The organism is Paenibacillus sp. 22594 (assembly GCF_052044425.1).
GTDB lineage: Bacteria > Bacillota > Bacilli > Paenibacillales > Paenibacillaceae > Paenibacillus_AQ.
In genome coordinates this window covers 579269-605319 of the sequence record NZ_JBQENA010000004.1, presented here as the reverse complement: position 1 = coordinate 605319, position 26051 = coordinate 579269, and the positions used below count along the sequence as shown (strand labels likewise).

Here is a 26051-nt window from a genome sequence, read left to right as displayed (position 1 = left end):
GCACGTATGAAACCGGTAGTAAGAGAACATATTCAGCAGCTCGACGTATCGCTGGGCGGAGGAATCGTCAGCGACAAAATCCGAGTGGACACCATTGACAACCCAATCCTCATCATTGGCCTTGGCGGCACGGGAATTGATGCCCTACTGCGGCTGAAATATCAGATTAACCGCCGTTTCAAGCTGCCGGAAGATCCGCTGTCCAAGAAGAAAAGGGATAAGCCGGACAATGTGGAATTCCTGGCGTTCGAGACGAATGAGCAGGATCGCGGGAAGAGGTACAAAGGCATTGGCCTCGATCCGCAGAATGAATTTGTGCTGCTGGCCAATGCGGAAATCGGCGGACTGCTGCAGAACCGCAGCATTTTGGAGCCTTATATTACGGATTGGCTGTCGCCGGAGCTGAGCATTACCGATGGCATGAACGGAGCCGCCGGGGTGCGTCAGGCCGGACGCCTGCTGCTGTTCACGAAGATTAACCAGGTGGTAGCGGCCATCGACAAGAAGATTAAGACGCTGTCCGTCGGCACGAGCAAGAAGCTGATGGTTTTCCTGCTCACCGGCTTGTCTGGCGGAACAGGCAGCGGGGCTTTTCTGGATATCGCCTATATCGTACGCGGGATTATTGAACGGGATTACGGCTCAGCCGGTATCGACCGTGTAAATACACTTGGCTACCTGTTCACGCCAGATGTGAATCTGGCGAACAAAAGCCTCAGCGAGCACACCCGTGAATATATCCGCAAGAATGGCTATGCGGCGCTCAAAGAGCTGGACTACTGGATGAACGTGGACAGCCGGGGGGAGAGATTCCGCCAGCAGTATGGCAATATTTTGACTGTGAACTCGCCGCTGCCTCCGTTCAACCTGTGCCATCTGATCTCCGCGACCAATACCGAAGGCAAGCTGCTGGAGAACGCCTATGACTACTGCATGAATGTGACAGCGGAGAATATCACGAACTTCATGGCCAGCGAGGAAAAACAGTCGGGCGAGGAATTCGCCATCCACGACTATATCAGCAACATCCGCACGAATATTGCGCAGATGAACAAGACCTATCCTGCCAATTATGAATACAACATCATCGGCGCTTCGTCCGCGGTGCTGCCGATTGAAGAAATGACAACCTATCTGGCATTCCGCCTGTTCGACAAGATGGACAAAATGTTCCAGCAGGCTCCGGGGCAGGAGGATGTGGAGAAGCTTGCGCGCAAGCTCGGGATCGACCTCGACAGCATGATCAAGACCTTCGAATCCCGTGTGCCGGAGCCGCTGCCCGGCTATGAGAACAGCGAGCGCCTGAATCACAGCAATGTCATCAAGCACCAGGTGGTGGACATGGATACGGAACTGGAGCAGAATTTTCTGGCCCGTGCCCGTGAGGAATATATCAAGTCCAAGAAGCAGCTTCCCGGAGAGATTACCGGACGCTTCGGTGAAGAACTGGAGCGTATTTTCCTGCATCCTGAGCAGGGTCCGTTCTATGTGTCACGGCTGCTCTATACCGAAAAGGGCTTCTGTATTCTGAAGCTGATCCAGTCTTATATTGAAGCGCTGCGCGAGAGCCTGCTGCGTCTGCCGCGCGATATTGAGACGGCACAGGACAGTGCGCAGGAGAAGCTGGGCGATGCGCGGAGCGCTTTTGTCTCCAAGGAGAAGAAGAAAAATGCCTACATTGAAGCCAAGATCAATGAATACTGGCTGCATGCCGACGTAGAGCGCACTGAACAGATGATTGAGTTCTATGAAGACCTGTTTGAGCTGCTCAATGAAGAGAACAACCGGATTTATGGTGTGTTCACAGAGATTCTCAGTGCGCTCAGCACGATCTTCGAGAAGAATGGCGATATTCTGATCAATGGTGAAGAACAGGCCGATCAAAAAGGGAACAAAACCTATTATTGGAATATCGTTAACGTGCCGGATATTGCCTCAACCATCTCTAAGGTGATGGACCAGAAGGACGGCGACGATCTGATCCGCGACTTCACACGGGAGATGCTGAAGCATTCCGGGCGCTGGGTCAAGGAGCAGGAAATCGACATTGTGCGCTCGATTTCAGAGTTCCTCAGCGATAAGTTCGGTGATCTGATTACCCGTTCCATGGAAGAATTCCTGGTGATGAAATACGGCCGTGAGGAACCGCTGGACAAGTTCGTGGAGCGGATTATCGCCGGACGTCTGGATGAAGATGCGGTGCCGATTTTCCATCTCAGCAACAGCTCCGGCAGTTTGCATTTCCCGTCGTGGGGTTTTGTCTCCGTGCCGGTCAAGGCGCCGGGCATTCTGAAGGGAATCCGCAATTATCAGAATAACGCGCTGGGCAAATCACAGTTCACGATTAAGGAAAGTCAGGTGAAGAACCGGATTTTCTGGCTCAATACGCGCAACGGGGTGCCACTGTTCGTATATACGCCGCTGCGGGTATTCGAGGAGAATTATGAACGGACGATTCTGGATAAGGAAGGCATTGGCCGCCATCTGGTGATGACCGACAAGAACAACTGGACCTATCTGCCTTCACCGATTCCGGAAAAATCATGGGGGGATACTTACGTTAACACCCGTGTCCGGGATTACAATGCCAGAGTCCGGGCTGATTTCGCCAGAGCGCTTGAGATCGGGGTTATTATTGAAAAAGGCCTCGACGAAAATACAAGCAGCCGTTTCTCGGTCGTCTTCACGAAGCCGTTTGATGTGGATAAAATGCTTAGCGGCTATGACCTGCAGCTTGGCATGGCTCGTCCAAATCTGGGCGAAGTGAAAAAGGCGGCTGACGAGCTGAAGTCGCTGCGCGCAAGCGGGCTGGAACGCGAAGGGGTTAAGGATATTTTCGGCAGCATCAACAAGGATCTGGCCCAGGAAAATCTCATTCGCTCGCCGCAGCTGATTACGCGTGTCCGTGAAGAATTGGCCAAATATGAGGCACTGGCAGCGAAGGCGGCCGAGCTGGATGGACTTCTCCATCAATATCTCGACGAAGACAAGTGGATCGACCAGTTTATTGAAGCCCTGTACACGGACACGATCACCAAAAAGGGTGCGCTCTACGTCTATGACCGTGATGAGGACGAAGACGCCTGGGAGCCGTTCGCCAACTTGATGAAGGAACGCAGCTATGTGGAGTATGCCGTCTACCGTCATTTCCGCGGTCTGGACGAGAAAAGCCGCAGCCTGCTGCTGCGCAAAGCGGCGCGCCGTGCCGGGGAAATGACCGCTGCCGAGGATGTGACTCCGCTGCTGTATAAACTGGAAGGACTGTATGTGTCCTTCCTGGAAGCACGCGACAGTCTGGAATATGAGCGGGTAGAGCATGCGGACGGCGATGAAATGTACAGCTTCTACAAGAGCCTGACCGGCAAGCTTGGCAGCATCCGCAGAAAGCTGAAGTAATCCTATGATCAAAGCACAGGCATTAACCTATGCGCAGCAATATGCGGCCCAGGAAGAGGCGCAGCGCAGCAAAGGGGACGGGCGCAGCAGTATTCATTATCCTGCCCTGTTCCTGTTCCTGGGTGACAAAGTAGCCCCGGCCATCGGCCCGGTGCTGGACAGCTGTGAGCGGAAATGGGACAATGCGGGCGGTATTATGGCGCTGCATGCCGCATCCGCTGGAAGCACAGGCCAGTCTGGCAGTGGTATTCAGGCTCAGGCTGGAAATGCCCATGACGGGAATCAGGTGCAGCCTGAAGGCGGCAGTGGCAGAAGAGAACGGGTCCTGGCTATGACCCTGCCGGAAACGGCGGGGCGTGATCCCCGCACCGTCCGTCAGGAACTCTATCGCGAGTTTCACGAAGACAGCCGGTTTTTGGCCGGGTTGAACCGGAGCCTGCGGCGGTTAAGCAACAGCATAGCGGATTATGGACGGCTGTATTCCTCTTTTGACGTCATCCATCTCTCTATTGTTACGCGGGTCGATGACCCGCTTAACGTGCTGCTGCCTGAGGTTGCCCTGCTGGCCCGCGCGGTGCTCAGCCAGTCCTTCAAGTCGGTGCAGACCGACCTGTACGCGCTGATCAATGAGCGGGAGCAGGGGGACAACTTCGGTTATTCCAGCTCGGTAGGGCTGGCTTTTCTGCGTGAGCTGGACGGGATGCAGCAGTCGGATTATGCCTTCAGTGCCCCGCTGCTGGTCACGGAGGACGGGCTGTCCATACCTGTAGCTCATGGTCCTTCTCCGCTGTTCGATCTCGTCTATCTGCTCTCGGACAAAAACGAGCGGGGGATGATGTCTGCTCACGGCATGGACGACAACTACGAAATTATCGCCCATATCAGCCTGCTCAAAAACCGTGTACGCCCGGCTACAGATACGGCTACGGGACACGGCGGTTACAACAATATGACCTTCAAAAGCGGCATCCGGGGCAGCTCCGGAAGACAGGGCTACGCATCTGCCGGGTTCTCGGCAGTGCGCAGACCGAACCGGCAAATCGCTCTCGCGGTGCTGGCTCATGCCTTTCATTATCTGGCCGCAAAGCTGCAGGAAGGCGGAACAGTCAGTCTGCGCGAGCGTCAAGCTCTGCTCGGCCTAAGCGCCGATTCCCTGCGTGAACGGGCAGCTTCGCTGCTTCCGGATGAAGCGGGGATAGAAGAGATGACCGGGCTGATGAGCCACGGCCGGCCCTCCTATAGCGAGTTGAAGCCGCTGTCGCTGCTCGAGGCCGAGACGTTGCTGTTCGGCGACGGCGGGCAGGCCTATTTCCGCAGCAACTTTGCGGATGTGGCGTCGCGGCGGGCGGCGGCTCTCGATCCTGCCCGCGAGTGGGCCGCTCTACTGGCGGACCAGGAGAAGGCGGTTCCGCCGCTGACCTTCTACCAGCTGGCGGAATGGACCGCCGAGCAGGGCGGCGGGGGCAGTGTACTGCATGCGCTGCGCCAGCATATGGCCGGACTGCGCTCAGCAATTCTCTCCGCGCAGGAGGAGCTGGATCAGCTCTACGCGGAGAGCGTGGAGCGCCAGCCGTTCCAGCGCGTGCCGTTGCTGGACAAACGGACGGTGCGCAATTTCATTCATTATTTATTCGCAAGTGTGTACGGCCGGAAATATGAGCTGCTGCGCATGGAAAGTGAGCTTGCGCTGTGTCTGCGCTACGATGCGGCGCTGGAGCAGCTGCACGCGGACAGCAAAGCCAAGGTGCAAACCATGGAAGCGCTGGAGGAGGATCTGCGCGGTCTGGCGCTTGACAGCATCGGCCGGACGGGCGAGACGGTGGACCAGAACATTATGGAGTATTACCGGACCGTCACGGAAGAAGTCATGCGGGATATTGAAGCACGGCGCGGCCCCGGTATTTTCTTCAGCGAGCGGTTCATGGGAAGCATCTCGGGCCTGCTCCGCCAGGGGGGCGCGGCAGTAGCCGAGCGGCTTACCCAGCTGTGCCGCCTCGAGCTGCTGACGGCGGAGCCGTTCGCACTGCCGTTCGAGGAAGAACTGCTGCGGCGCGCCAATGTCGCGGCGGCTTACGAGAACCGTGAAATAGTCTCCAGGGAGGAGCTCTTCAAACGGCTCTACCGCAGCCTGGAGGAAGAAGCGAGCATCAATGTCCGCCTGTTCGAATATACGCAGGAGCACCGCCATGAGGAGAAATATTTCTTCGGTGACAGCGGCTCCGAATTCCTGCGTTATGCCTTCGGCGCGGATGAGACGACGCGCATTTACCGGCTTGGATTTGTGCATGAGCAGCGCAGAAGCGGTGTCGAGAAGCTGAACCTGATGGGCGGCTTCCATCTGGAGGATCTCCTCTATTACCGCAACGGCAAAGTCTATTATGAGACCTACGCCACTAGCGGCTACAAGCTGCATGGTATAGGCGAAGAAGAGCTGCCGAAGCTGAGGTAGGTGAGTGGAAGCAGATAGTCATGGCCACAAGAATGAATATAAGCTCAATTCAAGTTTTTCCGGGAAAGGATGGATATCGATGCAGCGAAAAATCAATCTGCTATTGCTCCTCTTCAGTCTGCTTGGCGGTGGAGTTGCCTTTGTGTTAGGTGAGCTGCTGCTGGACAGCAGGCCTTATGATCTGCCGTCGATCATACTGATCGGCATCTATTTTGCCATTGTGGCACTTGGGGTCGGGCTGGGTAGCTTACTTGCAGAGATCATTTCGCCCAGATTGAACGGCTTGTCGTGGAAGCAGCGGTATCTGGGCTTATCGTGGAAGCTGCTGCCCGTAACGCTGGTGATGCTGTTCGCGGTTGGCACCGTAACGGAATTTGTGTATGAGCTGAACTTCGGCGGCGTGAGACCGGTAAAAGATGTGGTCATGGTCATTGATGACTCCGGCAGCATGAAGCAGAGCGATCCGGGCAACAGCCGTTATACGGCTGCAGAAGCGCTGGTACAGCGCATGGATGAAGATAACCAGGTAGCCGTGGTGACGTTCAGCCAGGAGGCCGCAGTGGTTCAGCCGCTGGTCCCGCTGTCCAGCACTGCGAACCGTGAGAAGGTAACTTCGGTTATTCGCAGTCTGCAGACTACAGAAGGTGGTACGAACTTCAGCGCCGCGCTTACGGAAGCCATGAGTGTCATAAACAGTGACAATACATCCGGGCGTGGAGCTATGGTAATCATGCTGTCCGACGGATTCAGCCAATTTGATACCTCGAAGGAACTAGCGCAGTATGTGGACCGCGGGATTGCAGTCAATACCATTGGCCTTGCACTGGATGATCCTTCGGGACCAGCTTTGCTTCAGGACATCGCCACCACAACCGGCGGGCAGTATTATGATGTAACGAATGCAGAGCTCCTCGGCGGTGTGTTTCAACAAATCTATGACCGGCTGGGTGACCGGACGCTGATGACGGTGCGCAGTGATTCAACGGCGGACAGCCCGTATTATGCCGGGGTGCGGATTCTGGCACTGCTGCTGGTAGGTACGGCTCTCGGTATCGGGCTTGGCATTGTGTTTGATAATCGTCATCTGGCGCGGAGCTTTGGCGTTGGCGGCGCAGTATCCGGCCTGTTCGCTGGCCTCATTCTGGAATTTGGCCTGGACGGCCATTCCTTTGGGGATGCCATGACCCGTCTGCTGGCTCTGCTTGTTCTAACTGCTGTCATTGCATTGTTCACCTTTGTGATACCGTTCGGAGAAGGGCGTCTTTCCCGCAAAAGAGGAAGAGGCGCAGAAGTTCCTTCGCCATCGTCGGACGGCTTCCCGTCTTCACGCAGAAATCGGGGAAGCAAAGGGTTCTGATCGTGAAAGAGACATTGAAAGATACCGAAAGTGATACTGAAAGGAGCCTACATTCATGAGGTACGCCGAGGTTGATTCCTCCACACCGGCAATTACGGAGGTGTCCTCCCGGGTGGAGGACAGGTTCTGTACACTGCGGTGGCACTGGCCGGACGGCGTGCAGGCAGTCTACATTCATAAGGCACCTGCGGAGGCGCCGGACAGCCTGGAGCTTCCTCCTCCTGGCATGAAGCTCTATACCCGTGAGGAGTACAAGGCGAACAACGGATACCGTGACCGGCTGGATGACATCGGCCTGGTTGTCTATACCGTTTATGTCCGGCTTGCCGATGGCGGAGACATCCTGCTGGTTCGCCAGCGGGATGGTGCCAACCGTACGCTGGTCAGTGCCGGCAAAGCGCGGATCTACTACTCCATCCAGCAGAAAAAAAGCTTGTTCGGCAAGCAAAAAACAGTACATATGACGCTCACGGCCGAAGTGCCCGTATCCAAAGAGGTACTGTGCTATGTGAAAAAACGGGGCGGATTTCCGGCGTCCAAAGAGGACGGCGTACTCTTTCCGTTCGTCCAGGATTTTGCCGCCGGACGCAACGTGCTGCCGCCGATTGAAATCGGCAAAGAGGACGCTGTCCGTATCTTTTTTACGGATGGCCGCAAATATGGTTTGTATTACGAACTGATACCTGAATAAGTGGAGGGAATGCCCTGCTGACGTGATGCAAGGCATTCGGAAGGGGATCACTGGGCGCAGGTACTGAAGTCAGCGGCCCTGCCGAGCGTTCAGCACACACAAGTTAAGGGGCAGAGGCTCACAAAACTTAAGCGTATGCTTTCGAAGCGAGTTTTGCCGCAAGCATTTTCGATGAAGCGGGTATTCTGCAAAACTTAAGCAAATGCTTCCGAAGCGAGCTTTGTTCGAAGCGACTCAAGGGAGCAGAAGCTCACAAAACTTAAGTGTATGCTTTCGAAGCGAGTTTTGCTGTAAAGCATTCTCGAAGAAGCGGGTATTCTGCAAAACTTTTAGGAGGACAAGAGATGTCTTTTTTCAACCGGTTTAAGAAAAAGAATCAGCCGCAGCAGCGGCCGCTTTTTTATGATATTGTCTGTCCGTATTGCTTCACCCGGTTCCAGCCGGAGGATGTGGTGTTTCGGGCTATGCACAGCCGTGAGGATGACGAGAATTATGCGCTGGGTGAAGACGATGCGCTCAACAAATACCGCGAGCGCTTCGGCCTCGATACGGTTGACGATATGGAAGCCATCCTGAATCCGGCGGATATTCCGGAGGAGTACCACCACTATACGGACCATGTGCTGACCGGCATCACCGACCGTTATGGTGTGCTTACACGCAGACGGCTGTGCCCATCCTGCCATAATGAGCTGCCCGTGACCGCAGGCAAGGTGCCAAGCAATATTATCTCGATCATCGGCGCTTCCCAGGTCGGGAAGTCAGTGTACATGACCTCGCTGATCCATACGCTCCAGCATACGACGGCGGGGCATTTTGACGCAGCCTGCATGCCGCTGAATGCCGAGATCAGCCGTAAGTTCCGCACGCTGTATGAAGAACCGCTGTTCGAGCGGGGCGATCTGCTGGCTTCGACCCAGAAGGAGAAAATGCAGGAGCCGTTTATTTTCCAATTTGTATTCAAGGATGAGTCCAAGCCGCCGTTGACGCTGGTATTCTTCGATGTCGCGGGTGAAGGTATGGTCGATCAGGACTATCTCGGGCTGCACGGACAGCATATCAAGAATTCTGCCGGCATCCTGTTCATGGTCGATCCGCTGCAGATCCGCTCGATCCGCGAGAAGATCCGCATCAACTTCGGGGACCGTCCGGGGGAATGGGTCTCGCAGTATGACGAGCCGCGCGATGTGGTGCTGACCATGTTCGGTGATTTCATCGCCTATCAGGAGAAGAGCAAAACCGATATCCCGACCGCAGTCGTGCTCGCCAAGAGCGACATGCTGCATTCACTGAAGGATGAGGACGGCGACTATATTAAGTCCAACAGCAATGTGTTCAATAACTATGTGCACCGCAAAACGCTGAATCTGGACGAGTTCCACAACATCGACGGTGAAATCCGCCGCTTCATTGAGAAGGTAGACCGCCCGTTCAAGGATACGATGGATGTGTATTTTGCGAATACGGGGTATTTTGCCGTGTCGGCTCTGGGCAGCAATCCCGTGAATCAGAAGATTGAAGGTGTGGTCAGCCCGATCCGTGTGGACGAGCCTTTCATCTGGCTGCTGCACAAGCTGAACTATATTGAGGGGAGCGACGGGCCGTGAACAGATTTTCAGGGTCCATGATCACCCAGCAGATGTATACCCGGGAGCGGCGAGGGGTGTACCGGGCGACAGAAGGATTCGATACGGTAGCGAAGTCAGAGAGCCTGGACAATAATTTTGTCAAAAAAATTCTGCACCCCTTCTGCCTCTATGATGCTCCGGCAGAGCTGACGGCGCGCGGCGAGAAGAATGAGGAGCTGTATCCTGCCGCGCTGCATTTGTTCCATACGGAAACGAATGATACAGTCATTGGGCAGAGCCGGTATCTGGCGGCGGATTTCACAGGGCAGCGGAGCGCTTTTTTTGCCCATAATTTTGTGGTGCCGCCCATCCGTTCAGAGGAGATTCTGGAGGGTTACCGGGACTTTCTCCATGCGGATTTTGCCGGCAGTTATGCGGGTGAGCTGGGCGGGACACTGCCGGAGCTTCCGGCTGTTCCTGCCCTGGAGCAGGAGCGGAATACGAATCCGCTGACCATCCTGAGCGCGCTCGGCATTACGGAGGAGCTGTTCAAGTCGCTGCTCCAGGCAGTGATGGTCTCTGTGGCCGGGAAGAAGAAAATATATGTTGCTTTGGATGTTCCGATTGTAGAGCTATCCCGGCGCGCGGTGGAGCTGACGGAGGTGCTTTTTGCATCTTTGCCTTATGATTTCCGCCGCAGACTGGGTGTGATCACCTATGCAAGCGAGCCGAAAAGCCGTAAATACATCCATCTGACCTTCGTGGAAAAAAGCTCGCTCCGCCCTGGCGACCGCAGCGTCGAGAAGGATTTTGTGTTCGATCTCGCTTCGGGCCGGATCATGAATGCGGACTTTGGCGATTCACGTCAGCCTTATGCCGAGCTGGCCTGGAAAACACTGAAGCAGCCGGAACGCGGACTGGAAGATTTCGCACATTTTGCCGATTCGCTGCTGCCCGGGGAGAGCGTGGAGCGCAAGCTGTCGCTCGCGCTGTACAACGAGCTGGCGGTATTCTATGAGATCGAGCAGGGCAATGAAGATCTGTATACAGAGAACAAGCAGGCGGTGCTGGGCGGATTGCTGTCCTACTTGAAGCCGGAGGGTGCGCTTACCTCGCGGGTGCGGCTGAACGATATGTTCCTGGAGCGGTTTGACCGCGAATATGACCTGATCCGGCAGAAAGGCATCCCTGTGCCCGAGATCATGGAGCAGTTTGTGGAGTATTTTACGCTGAAGGGCCATAATTACCGGGTCAAGATTGTCGATTATTTTATCAACGGCATGCTCAATGCCCAGTCTGCTGGCCGTGAAGATGCACTGGCAGCAGCTTACGGTATGATCGAGAGCAATGATGAGCTCAGCGCGTCTTTCTTCAAAAGAGTGCTGGCTCAGCCCATCTTTCGCCGGGCGCTGCTGGAGCCTTACATGGAGTCCCGGCTGTCTACAGCGGCAAGGTCTGCTGACATTTTGCGCTTTGTGGTACACTTTGGCAGGTTCCTGCCGGAAGCGCTGCAGCAGTCGTTTGTCCGCGATACCGTCAAGGAGTACCTGCTGGAGAAGCTGCAGCGGGAGGCTGATCCGGTAACGGCGGTAGCAGCGATCCATGATTCCGTGGACAAGGCGGAAAAGGAGCGCCGCAGAGGAAGCGGGCTCTATCCCGAAGCCCTGTCGCTGCTGGAGGAACTGATGACGGCCGCAGACCGCTTCCTGCTGAACCGGGTCTCGCTGGACGAGCTGACACAGGAGCAGCTGCTGGAGATATCTTTTCTGCGCTACCGCGAGGTTACCGACTGGCAGCCGCCGCTGGATGCGATTACCCGGCAAAAGGCGAACGCCCTCCGGGCAGCTTACCGCTGGTTCGGGGAGGAGAAGCCGGCAGAAGAGATTTTTGCCGGACTATCGCCCAGAGAGCTGGATGATGTGCAGCTGCTCGGACGGCGCTGGCTGAAGGAATCGCGCAATATTGAGCCGTTCGAACGTGTGCCGCTGGCCTTCTATCACAGCAGTGAGCGAACGGATGGACCGCTGGATTATGAGACACTGATGGAACTACTAAAACGCAAGGCGGGCGACGACAAAGAGAGAATCTACCGTTTCCTGGCCTGGTCGCAGGGCAATCCGCTATTTTCTATTTCGAATAAAAAGCTGTGGCCCGGTTACCGCCGGGCCATCCTGAAGTATTTCCTGAGCAGTGACCGCGAGGCGTTCAAAAGCCGCGATTTCCGCAAAAACTATGCCGCCGCCGCTGGCCCGGCACTGCAAAATGTATACAACGAAGCGCGCTCCCAGCTGGCTTCGCCGCTGGCGCGGTGGGTCAGCCGCAGCCGATTTCAACTCCTGATCTCCGGCAGCGTGCTGGGTATTGTGCTGATCGCTGTAATGATCGCGTTCAGCCTGCTCCGGCCGGACCCTGCGGACACGGCCCTGCCAGAAGGCAGCGCGCAGCCCAGCGCCACAGGCGGGGCTGCTGCTCCAGCTCCCGCCACCGTCCGGCTGGGCCGCGGGACAACAGGCGGCAGCCTGGTGTTCAGCTTTGCTGCTGCCGCCGACTGCTCCGCCTTCAAACCGGCGGAGATCAGCGTGGTGTCCTCCGGCGATGTGACGGAGGACTACAAGATCACGGCGACGACAGGCAGCTGCCTGGTCGTGTCGCCGAAGCCGGGCGCCGATGCGAGTGCGCCGGCCGGGTCTGACAGCGGCGCGGATACAGCCGCTGGAGCCGCAGGCAGCGCGGAGGCAAGCGCGCCTGCAGGGACTGACGGCACCGACACGGGTGCCGGACAGGAGACCGGCGCGACTGCGAGCGCTGTTGTGAAGGGGGCCGCGGGCGGGAACGCCAGCGCGGCCACGCCTTCTCCGGCGGCGGGGGGCACCGCGCCGGCAGCTCCCGGAGCCTCGGGAGCGGTGCCGGAGGCATCCGCGTTCGAGGTGACCGTGCAGCTGGAGGCCGGCGCGAAGCTGGCCGCAGGCGACATGATTATCGCCGGGGAGTACAAGCTGATCCTGCAGCCGGCTTCGGGCAAGGCAGCAGTCAGCACCCCGAGCGCCGGGGCGGACACCTCTTCAAGCGCTGAACCTTCGCCTAAGGCAACTGGTGATACGGACAGCGAATGATGCGTGGCAGTAGAATATGTTTTCAACACATTATCCTGAACAGCACGATTAGCCATGAGTGTGGGGCGCGTGCAGTTCGGGATTTTTGCTAATTTATGGTGTATATGAGTTGAACCCGGGAAGTCGAACGCTGGGCGTGTTTTAAAGTATCAGACCGACCCTGGAAATTGAAACAGCGACAGTAAAGGACAAGAAAGTCCTAGACTGTCGCTGTTTCATTGAATGCTAACGTTCTACGTTAGAGTTAAATATGACAAAGAAAAGTATAACTCTAAGCATGTGCTAATGCAGGTACACAGAATTTTGAGCTTGGATCTAAAGTAAAGTTAGACTTTATAAAAAGCATATCACCGTTGTTGTCCATCCACTCGTACTGTACGTTCTCAGGCAATTGATCTGGTGTGAAATGAAAATGAATATATTCTGTTTGCTCATTAGCAATACGCTTAAGTAGGCGATCTAAATTAACGTCACATTGACTAACTACATCATATAAATTTAGGTTATGACCTTCTTGTTGATAGACGATAATAGCCTCGTCCTCTTGCGAATAATATATTGATTCGGGAAATACTTTTATAGCGTAAAACATAAAGAGTCCTAGGTTATTAATAACACCAAATTGTTCTGAAACAGGTCGGCGAGACAAAACCATTCTTTTGATAAATGCCAAGTCTTCTTTATGGGAACAATTCAACTTGCGCAAGGTGGTATCCGCATTTGGAGTGGGGTGATATTTAAGTTTGATTTGGGATTCACCAACGGCTTTAAATCCAAATATTGGATAGAAATCAATTACACTGCTATTAGCGAATAAGAAGAAGAAATCACAATCTTGCTCGTAAAAATCTAGAACGTGCCTCATCAATTTTCCAGAAAGTCCTTTCCCTCTAAAATCCGGATGAGTCATAACTGTTCCAATTTGAATCGCTTTTTTATTAAATCCATTTATCATCAAGTCCATTTTGCTAACTGATACATTGGCAATGACTACATTATCTCTGATGAAAGAATGGCATATATAACGATCATCCCAGAATCCTTTCTGATACCAATCTTCAAAGTTGATATCAAAAACCAAAGTCGCTAGTTGATTAAAACTATCCCTGTAAACTTTGCTATCTTTATAATCGTTAACTAGGCCGATGTTATCAATATCTATATTTTCACTAGAAAACACAAATATCCCCCCATTGTCTTTATGTTCACACTACCACGGGAAGCTTTAATATATAAGGGTAAATATAAGGTATAACTAAACTATCCCAAGACAGTTTATCGTAGCGTGTAGCCAGTCTAGTTTTGAGTGTAGGATTCACCGCCGACTACGTATTTATGATAGTTGCTTTACGCAAGCGCCTCTGCTTCGTCAGCTCACCGTCAGAGGTTTTTCCGTGATTGGCATGCTGAAAGAGATGAAACAGCGCTATCTGGTGCAAGGAAAGCGAAACCGCCTACGTCCACTATGAAACAGCTTGTCTATAGACATACAAGGGAATACTGGATATGATTATTGATATTAAAATTTAATAGGTTATGGAGAAGGTGCCGGTTCTGCTTCGCAGAAACAGAATCGGCTTAAAAGGGAAGCACGGTGCAAATCCGGCGCGGTCCCGCCACTGTAAATGCGGAGCGGCTCTTAGAGCGGCCACTGTCCGGATATAAGGATGGGAAGGCCAAGAGCAGCAATGAGGCATAAGCCAGGAGACCTGCCTTTTTCGTGAACGTTTCTATTCTTCGTGGGGTAAGAATGCGGAACATATACAGATGGATGGAGTCCGGAGCTTAGGACAGCCGCAACCTTCACTTTGTATTCTTCCCGGGCCGCCCTGAACAAGGGCGGTCTTTATGTTGTTAAGGTTACCCCCTGCAGTGCACTACAATCCATTTCATTAAAAAGGAAAGAGGTTGACGATGAAGACATTGTATTCTGCCAAGTCTTTTATACTTGGTCTGGTCTTATTACTGGTTATTTCGATTACAGGTACCGCTGTGGTTCCGGCGGGACAGGCTTTTGCTGCGGCAGGAGCCTCCGCTAACAAGGTAACGAATAGTGTTGCAGACGCTGTGTATGAGGCTGACCATTCTGCGGACGGAGAAGCCGCAGCGGCACTAACCGCAGCAGCTTCCGGGGGACAGGTATCGGTCTCGCAGGCAACGTATACAGCTGCCGAATATATTATCAGCGGCGGTGTGACCTCGGAGTGGCAGGCGATCGGCCTGGCCCAGGCGGGCTACCGGGTGCCGGAGAGCTATGCCCAGTCGCTTGCACAGAAGGTGCAGGCTGCGGGAGGTATCTTCCCGAACGTTACGGATTATGCGCGGATTGTGCTTGCCGTGCGGGCGACCGGCGGGGATCCGGCGAATTTTGCCGGCAGCGGTTCGGGGGCAGGGTACAATCTGCTGGAGCGCATCTACAACAGTGACAAAATCAGCGGCCAGTCGCTGAATGCTCCGGTATATGCACTGCTGGCACTTGATTCCGGAAGCTATACGCTTCCCGGGGATGCCAAATGGAATCAGACAACATTGTTAAGCGAAATTCTATCCAAGCAAAACAGTGACGGCGGCTTTGCTCTGTTCCCGGGGGCGAGCGATCCGGATATGACGGCCATCGTCCTGACCGCACTCTCTGCTCATAAGAATGACCCGGCTGTTGCGACAGCCGGACAAAAAGCCGTAGCCTGGCTGGCTGCCAAACAGGACGCCAGCGGTGGTTACGGGGACAGCAGCGAAAGTGTGGCTCAGGCCATCATTGCCCTGTCTTCTTATGGCGTAGACCCCACCAGTGACGAGTTCACCAAGAACGAAGCAGATCTGGTCAGCCGACTTCTGAGCTTCCGGCTGGAGAATGGTGCCTTTGCCCATAATCAAGGCGGCAGTGCCAATGTGCTGGCCACGGAACAGGGACTCCAGGCGCTGGTGGCCTACAGCTTGTTCAGCGGTGGAACGAACGGAAAACTGTACGATTTTTCCAAGCCGGCACCGCAGAATCCGTTAGTCTATGTGCCGCTCACGATCGAAGGCCCTGAGCAGACACTGGGTCAGGGCAGCGCATATGCGGGAAATGTACTCGAAGCGCTGGACAAAGTAGCTGCAGCGAACGGACTGACGGTTACGAACCCTTCCGGTAACTATGTCACGGGTATTGGCAGCATCTCTGCCGGGACCTATGGCGGGTATGATGGCTGGATGTATGCCGTTTCGCGCGGTGGTGAATGGGCAAGCGTCGATGTAGGCATGAAAGACTTCAAGCTGAAGGAGTCGGACAAACTGCTGGTTTATTATGCCGGCAGCGATACACAGCTTGTAGATCAAGTATCCCTTTCCAAGGTGCAGCCTAGAGAGGGTGAAGCTTTTACCGTTACGGTCACCCAAAAAACATGGGTATGGAATAATTCCACATCCACTTCCAGTCCGGTAACCTCAGGCGCTGCCGGGGTACAGGTGACAATTGGGGATCATACGGTCACAACAGATGCAAAAGGAACTGCAGCCTTTACCGGAGGGATTTCAGCAGGTGATTATACGCTTGCTGTGACCGGCTACGCTCCGGGGAAGGCCCCGGCAGTTGCGAAATATACGCAGTCTTTGAAGATCGCTCCCAAGAATGTAGCGGCTTATCTGTCGGTTGAAGGACCGCAGGGGCCAGTCATTGACGGTGCGCTGGAGGCGTATAATACACTGGAAGCGCTGAAGAAGCTCGCCGAGTCCGGCAATATTCCGCTGAAGATTACAGAATCTTCTTTTGGCAGCTATGTCTCGTCGATCAACGGAATAGAGAGCGGCACGTATAAGGGCTATTGGAGCTTTGCGGTGCAGCGGGGCGGCGAATGGATCTACCCGTCTGTCGGGATGGGGGATTATGTACTGGAGGCATCCGACCGGGTGCTGGTGTATTATGCCGGTGCGGATACCCAGGTGGTGGATACGGTACAGGTCAGTCCAGCGCAGCCTAAGCCGGGGGAAGCTTTTACCGTTACCGTGACGCAAAAGAAATGGGTGTGGAATTCGGCCACATTCAACAATGATCCGGTAACCTCCCCGGCGGCGGGTGTACAGGTTACCATTGGCGGCAAATCCGTCACTACAGACAGTCAAGGCACAGCCAGCTTTAAAGACGGTCTGCCCGGCAAAATATACACACTGGCGGTAACCGGGTACGTTGCCGACAGCACGCCGAAGATTGCCCGCCATGCACAATCCTTGAAAATAGCCCTGAGCAATGTGACCGCTTATCTGTCCATTGAAGGGCCTCAGGGGCCGGTGGCCGAAGGCACGCTGGAAGCGCTCAACGCGTTTGACGCGCTGCTGCAGCTGGCTGCTTCGGGCCATATTCCGCTGAATATTACGGAATCCTCTTTTGGCAGCTTTGTATGGGGGATCGATGGCATCAAGAATGGCACTTACAGCCCTAATGATTATTGGGGGTTTGCAGTATCGCGCGGCGGGGAGTGGATCTACCCCGAGGTAGGGCTGAATGATTTTGTATTGCAGCAATCCGACCGGGTGCTGGTCTACTATACCGGTGGCAACACGCATGTTGTCAATTCACTGTCGGTTGCTCCTGCGCAGCCTAAGCCGGGTGAAAAGTTCACCATTACGGTAGCGCAGAAGCAGTGGGTCTGGAATAATACCACCTTTACCTCTGACCCGGTGGTAACGCCGGCAGCGGGTGTACAGGTTACGATTGGCGGCACAGCAGTAACTACAAATGACCAAGGTATAGCTACCTTTGACAAAGGATTGCCTGCTGGTGCGTACACCCTGGCCGTGACCGGATATATTGCGGAGAGCACGCCGAAGATTGCCCGCTATACGCAAAAGCTGACCGTTGCAGATCCGGCAGTTGTGCCTCAGCCGGCATCGGCAACGATCTCGGTTATCGGGGACAGCGCCAAAGGAACGATTCTGCCCAGCACGCAGGTGGTCTTGAATCCGGGCGAAACGGCATACAGCCTGCTGAACCGCCAATTGGGGGGCAAAGTGGAGGCCACGACCTCCGGCGGAAGCCTGTATGTGGTGTCTATCGACGGCCTCAAAGAGTTTGACCGGGGACCCAAAAGCGGATGGCTCTATTACGTAAATGGTAAGGACCCCGGATTTAGTGCGGCTGATTATAAATTGAGTAATGGAGATGTACTTGTCTGGTCCTACACGACAGATTATGAAACCACTTCTCCAGGCGCAGGCGGTCTTCCGGGAAGTACGGGAACCGTGGACATCACCACTGACAACACCCTTCCGCTGAATCAGGTGGGGCAGACAACAGCCGTTACGAACCTGAACGCCAGAATGACGGCGTCAGAAGCGGCGGCACTGAGCGGGAAATTCACGGCAAACACTGCTGTCTTCGAGCAGGAAGTTACCCCTGGTGCAGGTGCAGTCCTCAAGGACAGCGGGGGTGAAGTGCAACTGCTGATTCCGGCCGGTGCGGTTACCGGAACCGTGAAGATCAGCGTGCGGGAGAGCAGCTCGTCACGCAAGGAGCTGGTATCAGGGCTATACACCTTCTCCCCGGATGGTACCAAATTTGTGAAGCCGGTCGATTTATCCATTACGGTGCCTGTAACCGTCCTTAATCCAGCGAATCTGGCCTTGGCCTGGCTTGATCCGGCCACAGGCCGCTGGATTCCGGTTCCGTCGGTATTGGATGCCAAAACCGGAATTCTCACCGGAAAGGTGAGCCACTTCACCGACTACGCAGTGGTTGACCGCAGCAAGTGGGAGCCTAAGCCAGAGCAGCTGAAAAGCGACATTGCTGCTACAGCGAAGGGCATAACAGCAACGGAAGAGCTTAGTGACTGGCAGGCCGTTGGGCTTGCCCGTTCAGGTCATGCGGTGCCTGCTGCTTATCTGGCAGGTGTGAAGGGGCAGCTGTCGGACAGTCAGGGGCAGCTCCGCAAGGTTACAGACTATGAGCGTCTAGTCTTGGCTGTGGCTGCTGCGGGTGCAGATCCGCAGACGTTTGGCGGCTATAACCTCATTGAGAAAATCTACAACAATGACAAGTTGACCAGCCAGGGAAACAACGGTCTGATCTTTGCCCTGATTGCCCTGGACAGCGGCTCCTATACGGTGCCTTCGAGTGCCAAGTGGACCAAAGAACGCCTGACTCAGGCGCTGCTCGAAGCTCAGGATAAGGACGGCGGATTCCCGCTGACTGCAGGCGGAACAGCAGATCCGGATATTACCGCTATGGCGGTTACCGCGCTTGCTGCTCATACCGACCAGGCTGCTGTTGCGGCGGCAATAGACAAGGCCATTGCCTGGCTGTCACAACAGCAGCAGGAAGACGGCGGCTACAAGCAGGCTGGTGAAGCGAACAGTGAGAGTACGGCGCAGGTGATTATTGCCCTGAGTGCTGCGGGCACCGGCCCGAATGACTCCCGGTTTGTCAAAGCCAAAGGCGGATTGCTCAGCCATCTGGCTTCCTTCCGGCAAGCGGACGGCGGTTATGCGCATACACTGGGACAACCCGCGAACAACGTAGCTACCGAGCAGGCACTGCTGGCGCTGACAGCGTATAGCCGTTATCTGAATGGTGAGGCGAAGCTGTTCAGCATTTCTCCTTCCGGTGTGACCGGGGGAGCGGTATTCACCGATGAGGAACTGATTTCGGCCTGGGCGCTGGATTCCGTGCATCAGGCTTACACCCGGAAGCTGATGGAAGGGGTCAGCGGAAACAGCCTGATTTTTGCGCCGAAGCAGAAGATTACCCGTGCGGAATTTGCGGCTCTGCTGCTCAGACTGACCCACAATGAGCCTTCTTCAGCAAGCAGCGCACCGGTATTCAGCGACGTCAAGACTGGCGCATGGTATTATGGAATAGTGCTGAGAGCCAAACAGCTCGGCATTGTCGATGGGATCACGGACACAACCTTTAATCCGAACGGCATCATCTCCCGCCAGGATATGGCTGTCATGATCGCCAGAGCGCTCAAGCTGGAAAATACAGCTTCTGCGTCAGCCCCGCAGGCCGTTAAATTTACGGACGAAGCCCAGATTAGCAGCTACGCGCTATCCGCTGTCCGTTCCGTCACTCAGCTCGGCTATATGACTGGATCTGGCGGAACCTTTGACCCGGTGGCAGCTGTCACTAGAGAAATGGCGGCTGTTGTGGCTGTAAGACTGCCTTGATGTTACCTTCTCCAGTAAAGTTGATCCATTCAGACTTGGTGGTTCCTGTTATACCAGCATTCATATTGTAAAAGAACGGAACGGGGGAGCAGTCTGCAGCCCCGTTCCTTTCCCTTTTTCCCGGAGGTGTCCATGTTCATGTTGAAGTCCATCCAGCAATGGCTGTCTTACCCGCTGCTGCTTCTGGCCGCAGCGCTGCTGCTCGTCGGCTGCGCATCCGGCGCAGACACAGCCGGCGGCGGGCCGAGCCCCGCCGCCACGAATACGGCTGCGGTGCAGAGCCCGCAGCCCCAGAACCAGGCGTCCCCTATCCCCGGGGACGCCGCAAGCCCCGTGCCGTCCGCTACAGGGGACGGCACAGCCTGGACGTCCGGCGCGGAATCCGCCGCCGGGACGTCCAAGGGGGCGGCTGCGTCCGCGCCGCCCGCCGCTTCCAGTGCGGCCGCTGGCACCGCGCCGTCTGCCGCTGCCGTAACGGAGCCAGCTCCCGTTACGGGCAGCGCAGCTCCGGCCACGGCGCAAGCCTCGGCCGGGCCTGCGAAGCCTGCTGCAGGCGCGAAGCCCTCAGCAGCCACTAAGCCGGCGGCAACGGCGAAGCCTGCCGCCACGGCGCAAGCACCGGCAGCTGCGAAGCCGACTGCTGCAGCATCAGCCGCCCCGGCGAAGCCTGCCGGGGCCGAAGACACCGTCACGTTCTCCATTACCGGAGATGAGGAGCACGGGGCGATTTTTGCGGCAGCCGCCGTTGAAGTCAAGGACGGCGAGAGTGCGCTGGAGCTGCTGAAGCGCATTACCCGCAAGAATAAAATTCAAATGGAATACCAGGGAGCCAAAAGCTTCGCTTATGTTGAAGGAATAGATAATCTCTATGAGTTTGACCACGGGCCGGAGAGTGGCTGGATATACAGAGTCAACGGTGAAATTCCCGGCAAGGGGGCAGGCAGCTACACACTGAAGCCGGGTGATACCGTGGAGTGGCTGTATACGCTCGATCTCGGCAAGGATGTGGGGGCCGAAGTGCAATGAGCAGCGGCTTCCGCTCGATGCATCCTACGGTGGCGCTGGTCTATTATGCAGGGCTACTCTTATTCGCCGCCTTGCTGTTTCATCCCCTGTTCCTGGCAACGGAGATTGCCGGACTGACCTTACTCCTGGTGCTGCAGGGTCAAGGACGCGGGCTGCTGCGCGGCCTGCCCTTTTATCTGCTGATGGCGGTTTCCGTGGCGGTGCTGAATCCCTTGTTTTCACACAGGGGGGCGCATATTCTGTTTTATTTTATGGATCAGCCGATTACACTGGAAGCCGTACTGTACGGGCTGATGATGATGCTGGTGCTGCTGACTGTCTTTATACTGTTCATCTCTTATAATTACACGGTTACTACTGATAAATTCATGTACCTGTTCGCTGCGGCTGCACCCCGGACTACTCTGCTTACGCTCATGACCATGCGGTTCGTCCCCTTGTTCCAGCGGCGGCTGCGGCAGATCACCCTGATCCAGCGGATTCGGGGAGTGGATGCGGGCAAGGGCAGCCTGCGCTCCAGAATGAGGGATGGCATGACACTGCTCAAGGTGCTGCTGACCTGGTCGCTGGAGGAGGCGCTGCAGACAGCAGACTCGATGAAAGCGCGGGGGTATGGTGTCCGCAAACGCAGCGTATACGGCATATACAAGCTGGACCTGCAGGATAAAGCCATGCTGCTGCTGTTTACCGTAAGCGGATTGATTCCGCTGTTTTTTTGGATGAAAGGGTATGGGGTGCTGGATATTTATCCGCGGATGAAGCCGATGCACCTCGGCTGGGCTGATGCTGCGATGTATGCCAGCTTCTGCGTGTTTGTGCTGACGCCGCTGGCCCTGGAAGGAAAGGAGAAATGGTTATGGAGATCCTCACGGCACAGCAGTTATCCTTCAGCTACCCCGAAGAAGACAGGGACTCGCTTCATGAGCTCTCATTTACGGTAGAGGAAGGTGAATTTGTGGTGCTGCTCGGCCCGTCCGGCGGTGGTAAAACCACGCTCCTGCGCCATTTGAAGCGCGAGCTTGCTCCAGTGGGCAAGGTTAGCGGGACGATTGCTTATAAAGGGCAGTCCTTGTCTGATCTGCCAGCGGAGCTTGCTGCCGGAGAAATTGGGATGGTGTTCCAGAACCCGGACGCTCAGATCGTGATGGACACCGTGTGGCATGAGCTGGCCTTTTCTATGGAAAATATGGGCTATCCGCCTGCAGTCATGCGCAGCAGGCTAGCAGAGATCGCCGGCCTGTTCGGGCTGGAGCCGCTGCTGTACCGGTCCATACATGAGCTCTCCGGTGGCCAAAAGCAGCTGCTGAACCTGGCATCAGTACTGCTGCTGCAGCCGAAGCTGCTGCTGCTGGACGAGCCAACCTCACAGCTCGATCCGGTCGCTGCGCGGGAATTCATCCAGACGCTGCACCGGTTAAATGAGGAACTGTCGGTGACGGTAATAATCAGCGAGCACCGTCTGGAGGAAGTGCTGCCGCTGGCTGACCGGGTGCTGCTGCTGGAAGAAGGGGAACTGCGGTTCCAGGGTACGCCCCGTGATTTCGTACGCCAGGCCGGCAAGGAACCGGACTCAACACATATGGCGTATTTGCCAACCGCCTCACGTCTTTTCCTCGCGCTTGCGCCGGACGCAGGTTCTGCTCCGACGGAGTCTATCCCGCTGACCGTGCGTGAGGGCAAGCGCTGGCTGCATTCCTTGGACGGAATAGCGGCAAGCAAGGATACTTACGCTACCTCTGGAGGAGCTGGCTCTGCTGTACACACCGCCCGGACACTCGCTGGGACCGCAGAGGGCTTCAGAGCCCATGAAGATCCCGTAAGCACAGTTTCATCCGCCGACGCTTCACGTACGGTCCCAGCGCCCTCTTCCGACCTGCTGCTCAGCTGCCGGGAAGTGACCTTACGCTACACCAAGGACGGGGCAGAGGTGCTTAAAAAGCTCTCGTTATCGCTGTACCGGGGAGAGCTTCTGGCTATAATGGGCGGGAATGGGGCCGGGAAATCAACGCTGCTGCATGTAATGAATGGTCTGCTTAAGCCCCAACGCGGCAAGGTCGCGCTGGGCAAAGGGATTACCAGCGGCTTTCTGGCCCAGAACCCGCTGCTATACTTCAGCTACGACACGGTTCAGGAGGAGCTGAAGCATATGGCAGATTACGCCGGGTTGTCCGGAGAAAGGGCAGAACGGGAAATATCCCGTCTCCTCGAAACCTTTCAGCTGGAGAACCTCCTGCTCAGCCATCCGCATGATATCAGCGGCGGTCAGCAGCAGAAGCTCGCGCTCGCCATGGTTATGCTGCTCGCGCCAGACATTTTACTGCTGGATGAGCCGACGAAGGGACTGGATCCCGGGGCCAAGGAACGGCTGGCTGCATTGCTTGGGGATTTGCGTCATCAGGGAGTCAGTATCGTTCTGGTAACACATGATGTTGAATTTGCTGCGAGATATGCCTCGCGCTGCGCGATGCTGTTCGACGGCGGAATTACGTCAGAGGGGGCCCCGGCGGAGTTTTTCAGCAGCAATTATTTCTATACGACAGTGGTCAATCGCATGGTGCGGGATCTGCTGCCGCAGGCATTGACGATAGAGGATGTGATGAAAACGTGGTCCGCTTTCGCTTTCCGCTCCTGATCGCACTCGGGTTATTTGTAGCCGGCCTGGCGCTCACCTCTGCGCTGAAGGACCGCCATTATATGTTGCTCAGCCTAGTGCTGCTGGCGGTGACCCTGCTGCCGCTGTTCATCCGGCTGGAACGGCGTCCGCTTGAATCCAGAGAGCTAGTGCTGCTGGCAGTGCTGTCAGCTGTCGCTGCGGTCAGCCGCATTCCTTTTGCTGCCTTGCCGAGTGTAAAGCCTGTATCTGCTATTGTCATACTATCGGCCTATGTCTTCGGGGCTGAAGCTGGCTTCATCATCGGGGCGGTAGCTGCACTGGTGTCCAATATCTACTTCGGGCAGGGTCCATGGACACCCTGGCAAATGTTTGCCTGGGGGATGGTCGGCCTGACGGCGGGCTGGCTGCGGAATACCTGGTGGATGAAGAAAAAGGGCGGAATGCTTGCCTTTGGCTTTGTATGGGGTTTTGTGTTCGGCTGGATTATGAATATCTGGTATCTGATCAGTCTTCCTGATGCATTCAGCTGGGGACTGGTGACGGCCGCCTATGCATCAAGCTTTTATCTGGACCTGGCCCATGCCTTATCCAATGTGTTTTTCCTGGCCGTTCTCGCCGGAGGCTGGACCAAAGTGCTGAAGCGGTTCCGTAAAAAATATGGGCTGCTCCAGGAATGAGTGGTCATATAGTCTTATAGTCACATAATATACTATAATATTCGTTTTTTCGACAAATTTCTCCGCTGAATCATCATACTTTTGACCTTCTTCTCCGATAAAATATGTACAGCAAGATTGGGAGAAGGCGGGAACAGGAAATATGAAACATCTTAAGGTTAGACATAAAATGTTATTGCTGGTGACGATTTTTGCGATCTTGCTCTTTGGGATTGGAGCTATCGGCATGATTACCACCAATCGCATGGCTGACAGATCCAAGGAAGCTTATAATCAGAACCTGCAGCCCATCTATTTGATTACAGAAATACGCGGAAACAACCGGGCGATTGAGTCGTTCCTATTGGAGTCTCTGATCACCAAGGACGATGCCAAAAACCAGGTGCTTAACGCAGCCATCGAAGAGAACATCAATACTAACAATAAGCTGATCAGTCAGCTTAAGGGGATCTCATTGGCTAATAAAGAGATTTCCAATAAAATATTTCAATATCTATCTCTGTTGCCGGATTACCGGGCACAGCGTGATAATATCATCAAGCTTGCCGGTAAGCATCTGAGCAGTGATGGATATCAGATATATTCGGACACCAGCTTCAAAGAATTACGGAAGACCATGGTTGGCCTCCTTGACGATGCCAGCGTGCTGCTGGTTCAAGATGCTGAGAATCATAATGTGAAGACTCTGAAAAATGCTAAAAACTCCATGACAGCGAGCATTTCCCTGATAGTTACAGCCTTACTCCTGTGTGCAGGAATCGGCTTCATGATCTCGAGGATGATTACTAAGCCGCTGAGAGAATTGCAGATGCTGATGAAACGCGCAGAAACGGGAGATCTTACCGCAGCAGCTTCCTATGACTCACGGGACGAGATCGGGCAGATCAACGGATCGTTTAATACGATGCTGGATAGCCTGAAGCTCATGATGCAGGGGGTTTCGGAGAGCGCTGAAATGCTGTCGGCCTCCTCGCAGCAAATGAGCGCCAGCGCAGAGCAGACTGCCAGTGCTTCGCGGTTAATCGCCGAAACCTCCAGTGAAATCGCCACCGGGTTCGATGCGCAGGCAGAGACGATTGACCGCACTGCGCAATCCGTGCAGACGATAGTGAAGGATATTGCTGCTGTTGAGCGAGGAAGCAATGAAATGTCTGTGCTCATGGCAGAGGCCACAGCTTTCACCGCTCGTGGTGCTGATGCAGTTGAAGTTATTCTTGGGCAGATGAAGCAGATGGATTCCAGCTTCTCAACCAGCCGGGAGATGGTCAGTAATCTGGGCAGACTGACGGCAGAAATCAATAGCATCCAGGAGTTCATTAGAAATGCTGCACGTCAGACAGAGGAGATTTGCAAGGCCACTCTGCATGTTTCTCTTGAAGCCCAATCGGTATCAAAGGCTATGGAGCAGGTAAGCGAAGTTTCGCGCAAGGGTGCGGGAGAAGTGCAGGATACCAGCGCTGCCAGCGAGGAACAATTGACTGCGATGGGCGAAATGTCGATGTCCGCTCAGTATCTGGCAACGTTGGCCGAGAATTTGCAAATGGATTTGGCGCGCTTTAAGCTCTGATATGATCAACAAGCAGCCTCCCCGGAGCCAGAAACTCTCGGGGGGCTGCTTGTTTTTGTTCGCATAATAACAGGCAAGCAAAAACGGTCTGTCCCGGCAGCAAATTACCGGAACAGACCGCTTGTTATTGCAGATCGAAGAATGAAATGTTGCGGGCCTTAGGCGTACCAGCCCCATACGAAGATGAACAAAGTACCGAAAATGGTGACCAGACCCACAAAGAGTGCATAGGTGATATTAATGTACAGCTCTTTCTTGGTATCTGCCGATTCCCCGATGTGCATGAACACGAACAGCTGCAGGGAAGCCTGGATCAGAGCTGTGATCAGCAGTACGGCCATGTTGGCGCCGTGTGAGAGATCACCATAGATAACAATGAGCGCTGCAGCAGAAAGGACCAGAGAGGCCAGATAACCCATCACATGGCGAATTGGAAACAGTTGCTTCATCATG

14 protein-coding genes, 1 pseudogene and 1 riboswitch are annotated in these 26051 nt (G+C 55.0%); of the genes and pseudogenes, 13 read left to right on the top strand and 2 right to left on the bottom strand.

Annotated features, from left to right (window positions below; translation table 11 throughout):
- Window positions 1–6 precede the first annotated feature (6 nt).
- The 6 genes from ACTJKB_RS16825 (at window position 7) to ACTJKB_RS16800 (ending at window position 12574) form a co-directional block, all read left to right on the top strand.
- Window positions 7–3396 carry a tubulin-like doman-containing protein gene (locus ACTJKB_RS16825; protein WP_440835499.1) on the top strand — a complete coding sequence of 1130 codons (3390 nt, stop codon included), beginning with the start codon at window positions 7–9 and terminating at the stop codon, window positions 3394–3396.
- A 4-nt stretch (window positions 3397–3400) separates the two neighbouring features.
- Window positions 3401–5845 carry a transcription initiation factor TFIID gene (locus ACTJKB_RS16820; protein WP_440835497.1) on the top strand — a complete coding sequence of 815 codons (2445 nt, stop codon included), beginning with the start codon at window positions 3401–3403 and terminating at the stop codon, window positions 5843–5845.
- 79 nt (window positions 5846–5924) lie between these two features.
- Complete coding sequence (locus tag ACTJKB_RS16815; RefSeq protein WP_440835496.1) at window positions 5925–7202, top strand: vWA domain-containing protein; 1278 nt, start codon at window positions 5925–5927, stop codon at window positions 7200–7202.
- 55 nt (window positions 7203–7257) lie between these two features.
- Window positions 7258–7893, top strand: a complete 636-nt coding sequence (locus ACTJKB_RS16810; protein WP_440835494.1) for a beta-mannanase — start codon at window positions 7258–7260, stop codon at window positions 7891–7893.
- A gap of 344 nt (window positions 7894–8237) precedes the next feature.
- Complete coding sequence (locus ACTJKB_RS16805; protein ID WP_440835493.1) at window positions 8238–9500, top strand: hypothetical protein; 1263 nt, start codon at window positions 8238–8240, stop codon at window positions 9498–9500.
- Window positions 9497–12574, top strand: a complete 3078-nt coding sequence (locus ACTJKB_RS16800; RefSeq protein WP_440835491.1) for a GAP1-N2 domain-containing protein — start codon at window positions 9497–9499, stop codon at window positions 12572–12574. The genes ACTJKB_RS16805 and ACTJKB_RS16800 overlap by 4 nt, the downstream gene beginning before the upstream one ends.
- Window positions 12575–12845: 271 nt before the next feature.
- Here the strand turns inward: ACTJKB_RS16800 and ACTJKB_RS16795 are convergent, their stop codons facing one another.
- Window positions 12846–13754, bottom strand: a complete 909-nt coding sequence (locus tag ACTJKB_RS16795) for a GNAT family N-acetyltransferase (protein ID WP_440835490.1) — start codon at window positions 13752–13754, stop codon at window positions 12846–12848.
- A 122-nt stretch (window positions 13755–13876) separates the two neighbouring features.
- On the opposite strand from ACTJKB_RS16795, the pseudogene ACTJKB_RS16790 reads away from it, so the two are divergent.
- The 7 genes and pseudogenes from ACTJKB_RS16790 to ACTJKB_RS16760 form a co-directional block, all read left to right on the top strand.
- Window positions 13877–14034: pseudogene (locus tag ACTJKB_RS16790) on the top strand (IS4 family transposase); the annotation flags it as partial.
- 66 nt (window positions 14035–14100) lie between these two features.
- Window positions 14101–14305: riboswitch (cobalamin riboswitch) on the top strand.
- 183 nt (window positions 14306–14488) lie between these two features.
- Window positions 14489–19714: a DUF4430 domain-containing protein gene (locus ACTJKB_RS16785; protein ID WP_440835488.1), complete on the top strand. Its 5226-nt coding sequence runs from the start codon at window positions 14489–14491 to the stop codon at window positions 19712–19714.
- Window positions 19715–19852: 138 nt separating this feature from the next.
- Window positions 19853–20740, top strand: a complete 888-nt coding sequence (locus ACTJKB_RS16780) for a DUF4430 domain-containing protein (protein WP_440835486.1) — start codon at window positions 19853–19855, stop codon at window positions 20738–20740.
- Window positions 20737–21681 carry an energy-coupling factor transporter transmembrane component T gene (locus ACTJKB_RS16775; RefSeq protein WP_440835484.1) on the top strand — a complete coding sequence of 315 codons (945 nt, stop codon included), beginning with the start codon at window positions 20737–20739 and terminating at the stop codon, window positions 21679–21681. The genes ACTJKB_RS16780 and ACTJKB_RS16775 overlap by 4 nt, the downstream gene beginning before the upstream one ends.
- On the top strand, window positions 21597–23372 hold the full coding sequence (locus ACTJKB_RS16770) for an ABC transporter ATP-binding protein (RefSeq protein WP_440835483.1): 1776 nt from the start codon (window positions 21597–21599) through the stop codon (window positions 23370–23372). Before ACTJKB_RS16775 ends, ACTJKB_RS16770 begins: the two co-directional genes overlap by 85 nt.
- Window positions 23345–24031 (top strand): ECF transporter S component, encoded by a 687-nt coding sequence (locus ACTJKB_RS16765; protein ID WP_440835481.1) that lies wholly within the window; start codon window positions 23345–23347, stop codon window positions 24029–24031. The genes ACTJKB_RS16770 and ACTJKB_RS16765 overlap by 28 nt, the downstream gene beginning before the upstream one ends.
- 142 nt (window positions 24032–24173) lie before the next feature.
- Window positions 24174–25598 (top strand): methyl-accepting chemotaxis protein, encoded by a 1425-nt coding sequence (locus tag ACTJKB_RS16760; RefSeq protein WP_440835480.1) that lies wholly within the window; start codon window positions 24174–24176, stop codon window positions 25596–25598.
- Window positions 25599–25756: 158 nt separating this feature from the next.
- On the opposite strand, the gene qoxD is transcribed toward ACTJKB_RS16760, so the two are convergent.
- Window positions 25757–26050 carry a cytochrome aa3 quinol oxidase subunit IV gene (gene qoxD, locus ACTJKB_RS16755; RefSeq protein ID WP_440835478.1) on the bottom strand — a complete coding sequence of 98 codons (294 nt, stop codon included), beginning with the start codon at window positions 26048–26050 and terminating at the stop codon, window positions 25757–25759.
- Window position 26051 lies beyond the last annotated feature (1 nt).

Excerpts from the sequence above, each read along its gene's own strand:
- ACTJKB_RS16805 (WP_440835493.1), top strand. The coding sequence starts at position 8,238 with ATGTCTTTTTTCAACCGGTTTAAGAAAAAGAATCAGCCGCAGCAGCGG.
- qoxD (WP_440835478.1), bottom strand. The coding sequence starts at position 26,050 with ATGATGAAGCAACTGTTTCCAATTCGCCATGTGATGGGTTATCTGGCC.
- ACTJKB_RS16825 (WP_440835499.1), top strand. The coding sequence starts at position 7 with ATGAAACCGGTAGTAAGAGAACATATTCAGCAGCTCGACGTATCGCTG.
- ACTJKB_RS16775 (WP_440835484.1), top strand. The coding sequence starts at position 20,737 with ATGAGCAGCGGCTTCCGCTCGATGCATCCTACGGTGGCGCTGGTCTAT.
- ACTJKB_RS16760 (WP_440835480.1), top strand. The coding sequence starts at position 24,174 with ATGAAACATCTTAAGGTTAGACATAAAATGTTATTGCTGGTGACGATT.
- ACTJKB_RS16820 (WP_440835497.1), top strand. The coding sequence starts at position 3,401 with ATGATCAAAGCACAGGCATTAACCTATGCGCAGCAATATGCGGCCCAG.
- ACTJKB_RS16810 (WP_440835494.1), top strand. The coding sequence starts at position 7,258 with ATGAGGTACGCCGAGGTTGATTCCTCCACACCGGCAATTACGGAGGTG.
- ACTJKB_RS16815 (WP_440835496.1), top strand. The coding sequence starts at position 5,925 with ATGCAGCGAAAAATCAATCTGCTATTGCTCCTCTTCAGTCTGCTTGGC.
- ACTJKB_RS16770 (WP_440835483.1), top strand. The coding sequence starts at position 21,597 with ATGGAGATCCTCACGGCACAGCAGTTATCCTTCAGCTACCCCGAAGAA.
- ACTJKB_RS16785 (WP_440835488.1), top strand. The coding sequence starts at position 14,489 with ATGAAGACATTGTATTCTGCCAAGTCTTTTATACTTGGTCTGGTCTTA.
- ACTJKB_RS16780 (WP_440835486.1), top strand. The coding sequence starts at position 19,853 with ATGTTGAAGTCCATCCAGCAATGGCTGTCTTACCCGCTGCTGCTTCTG.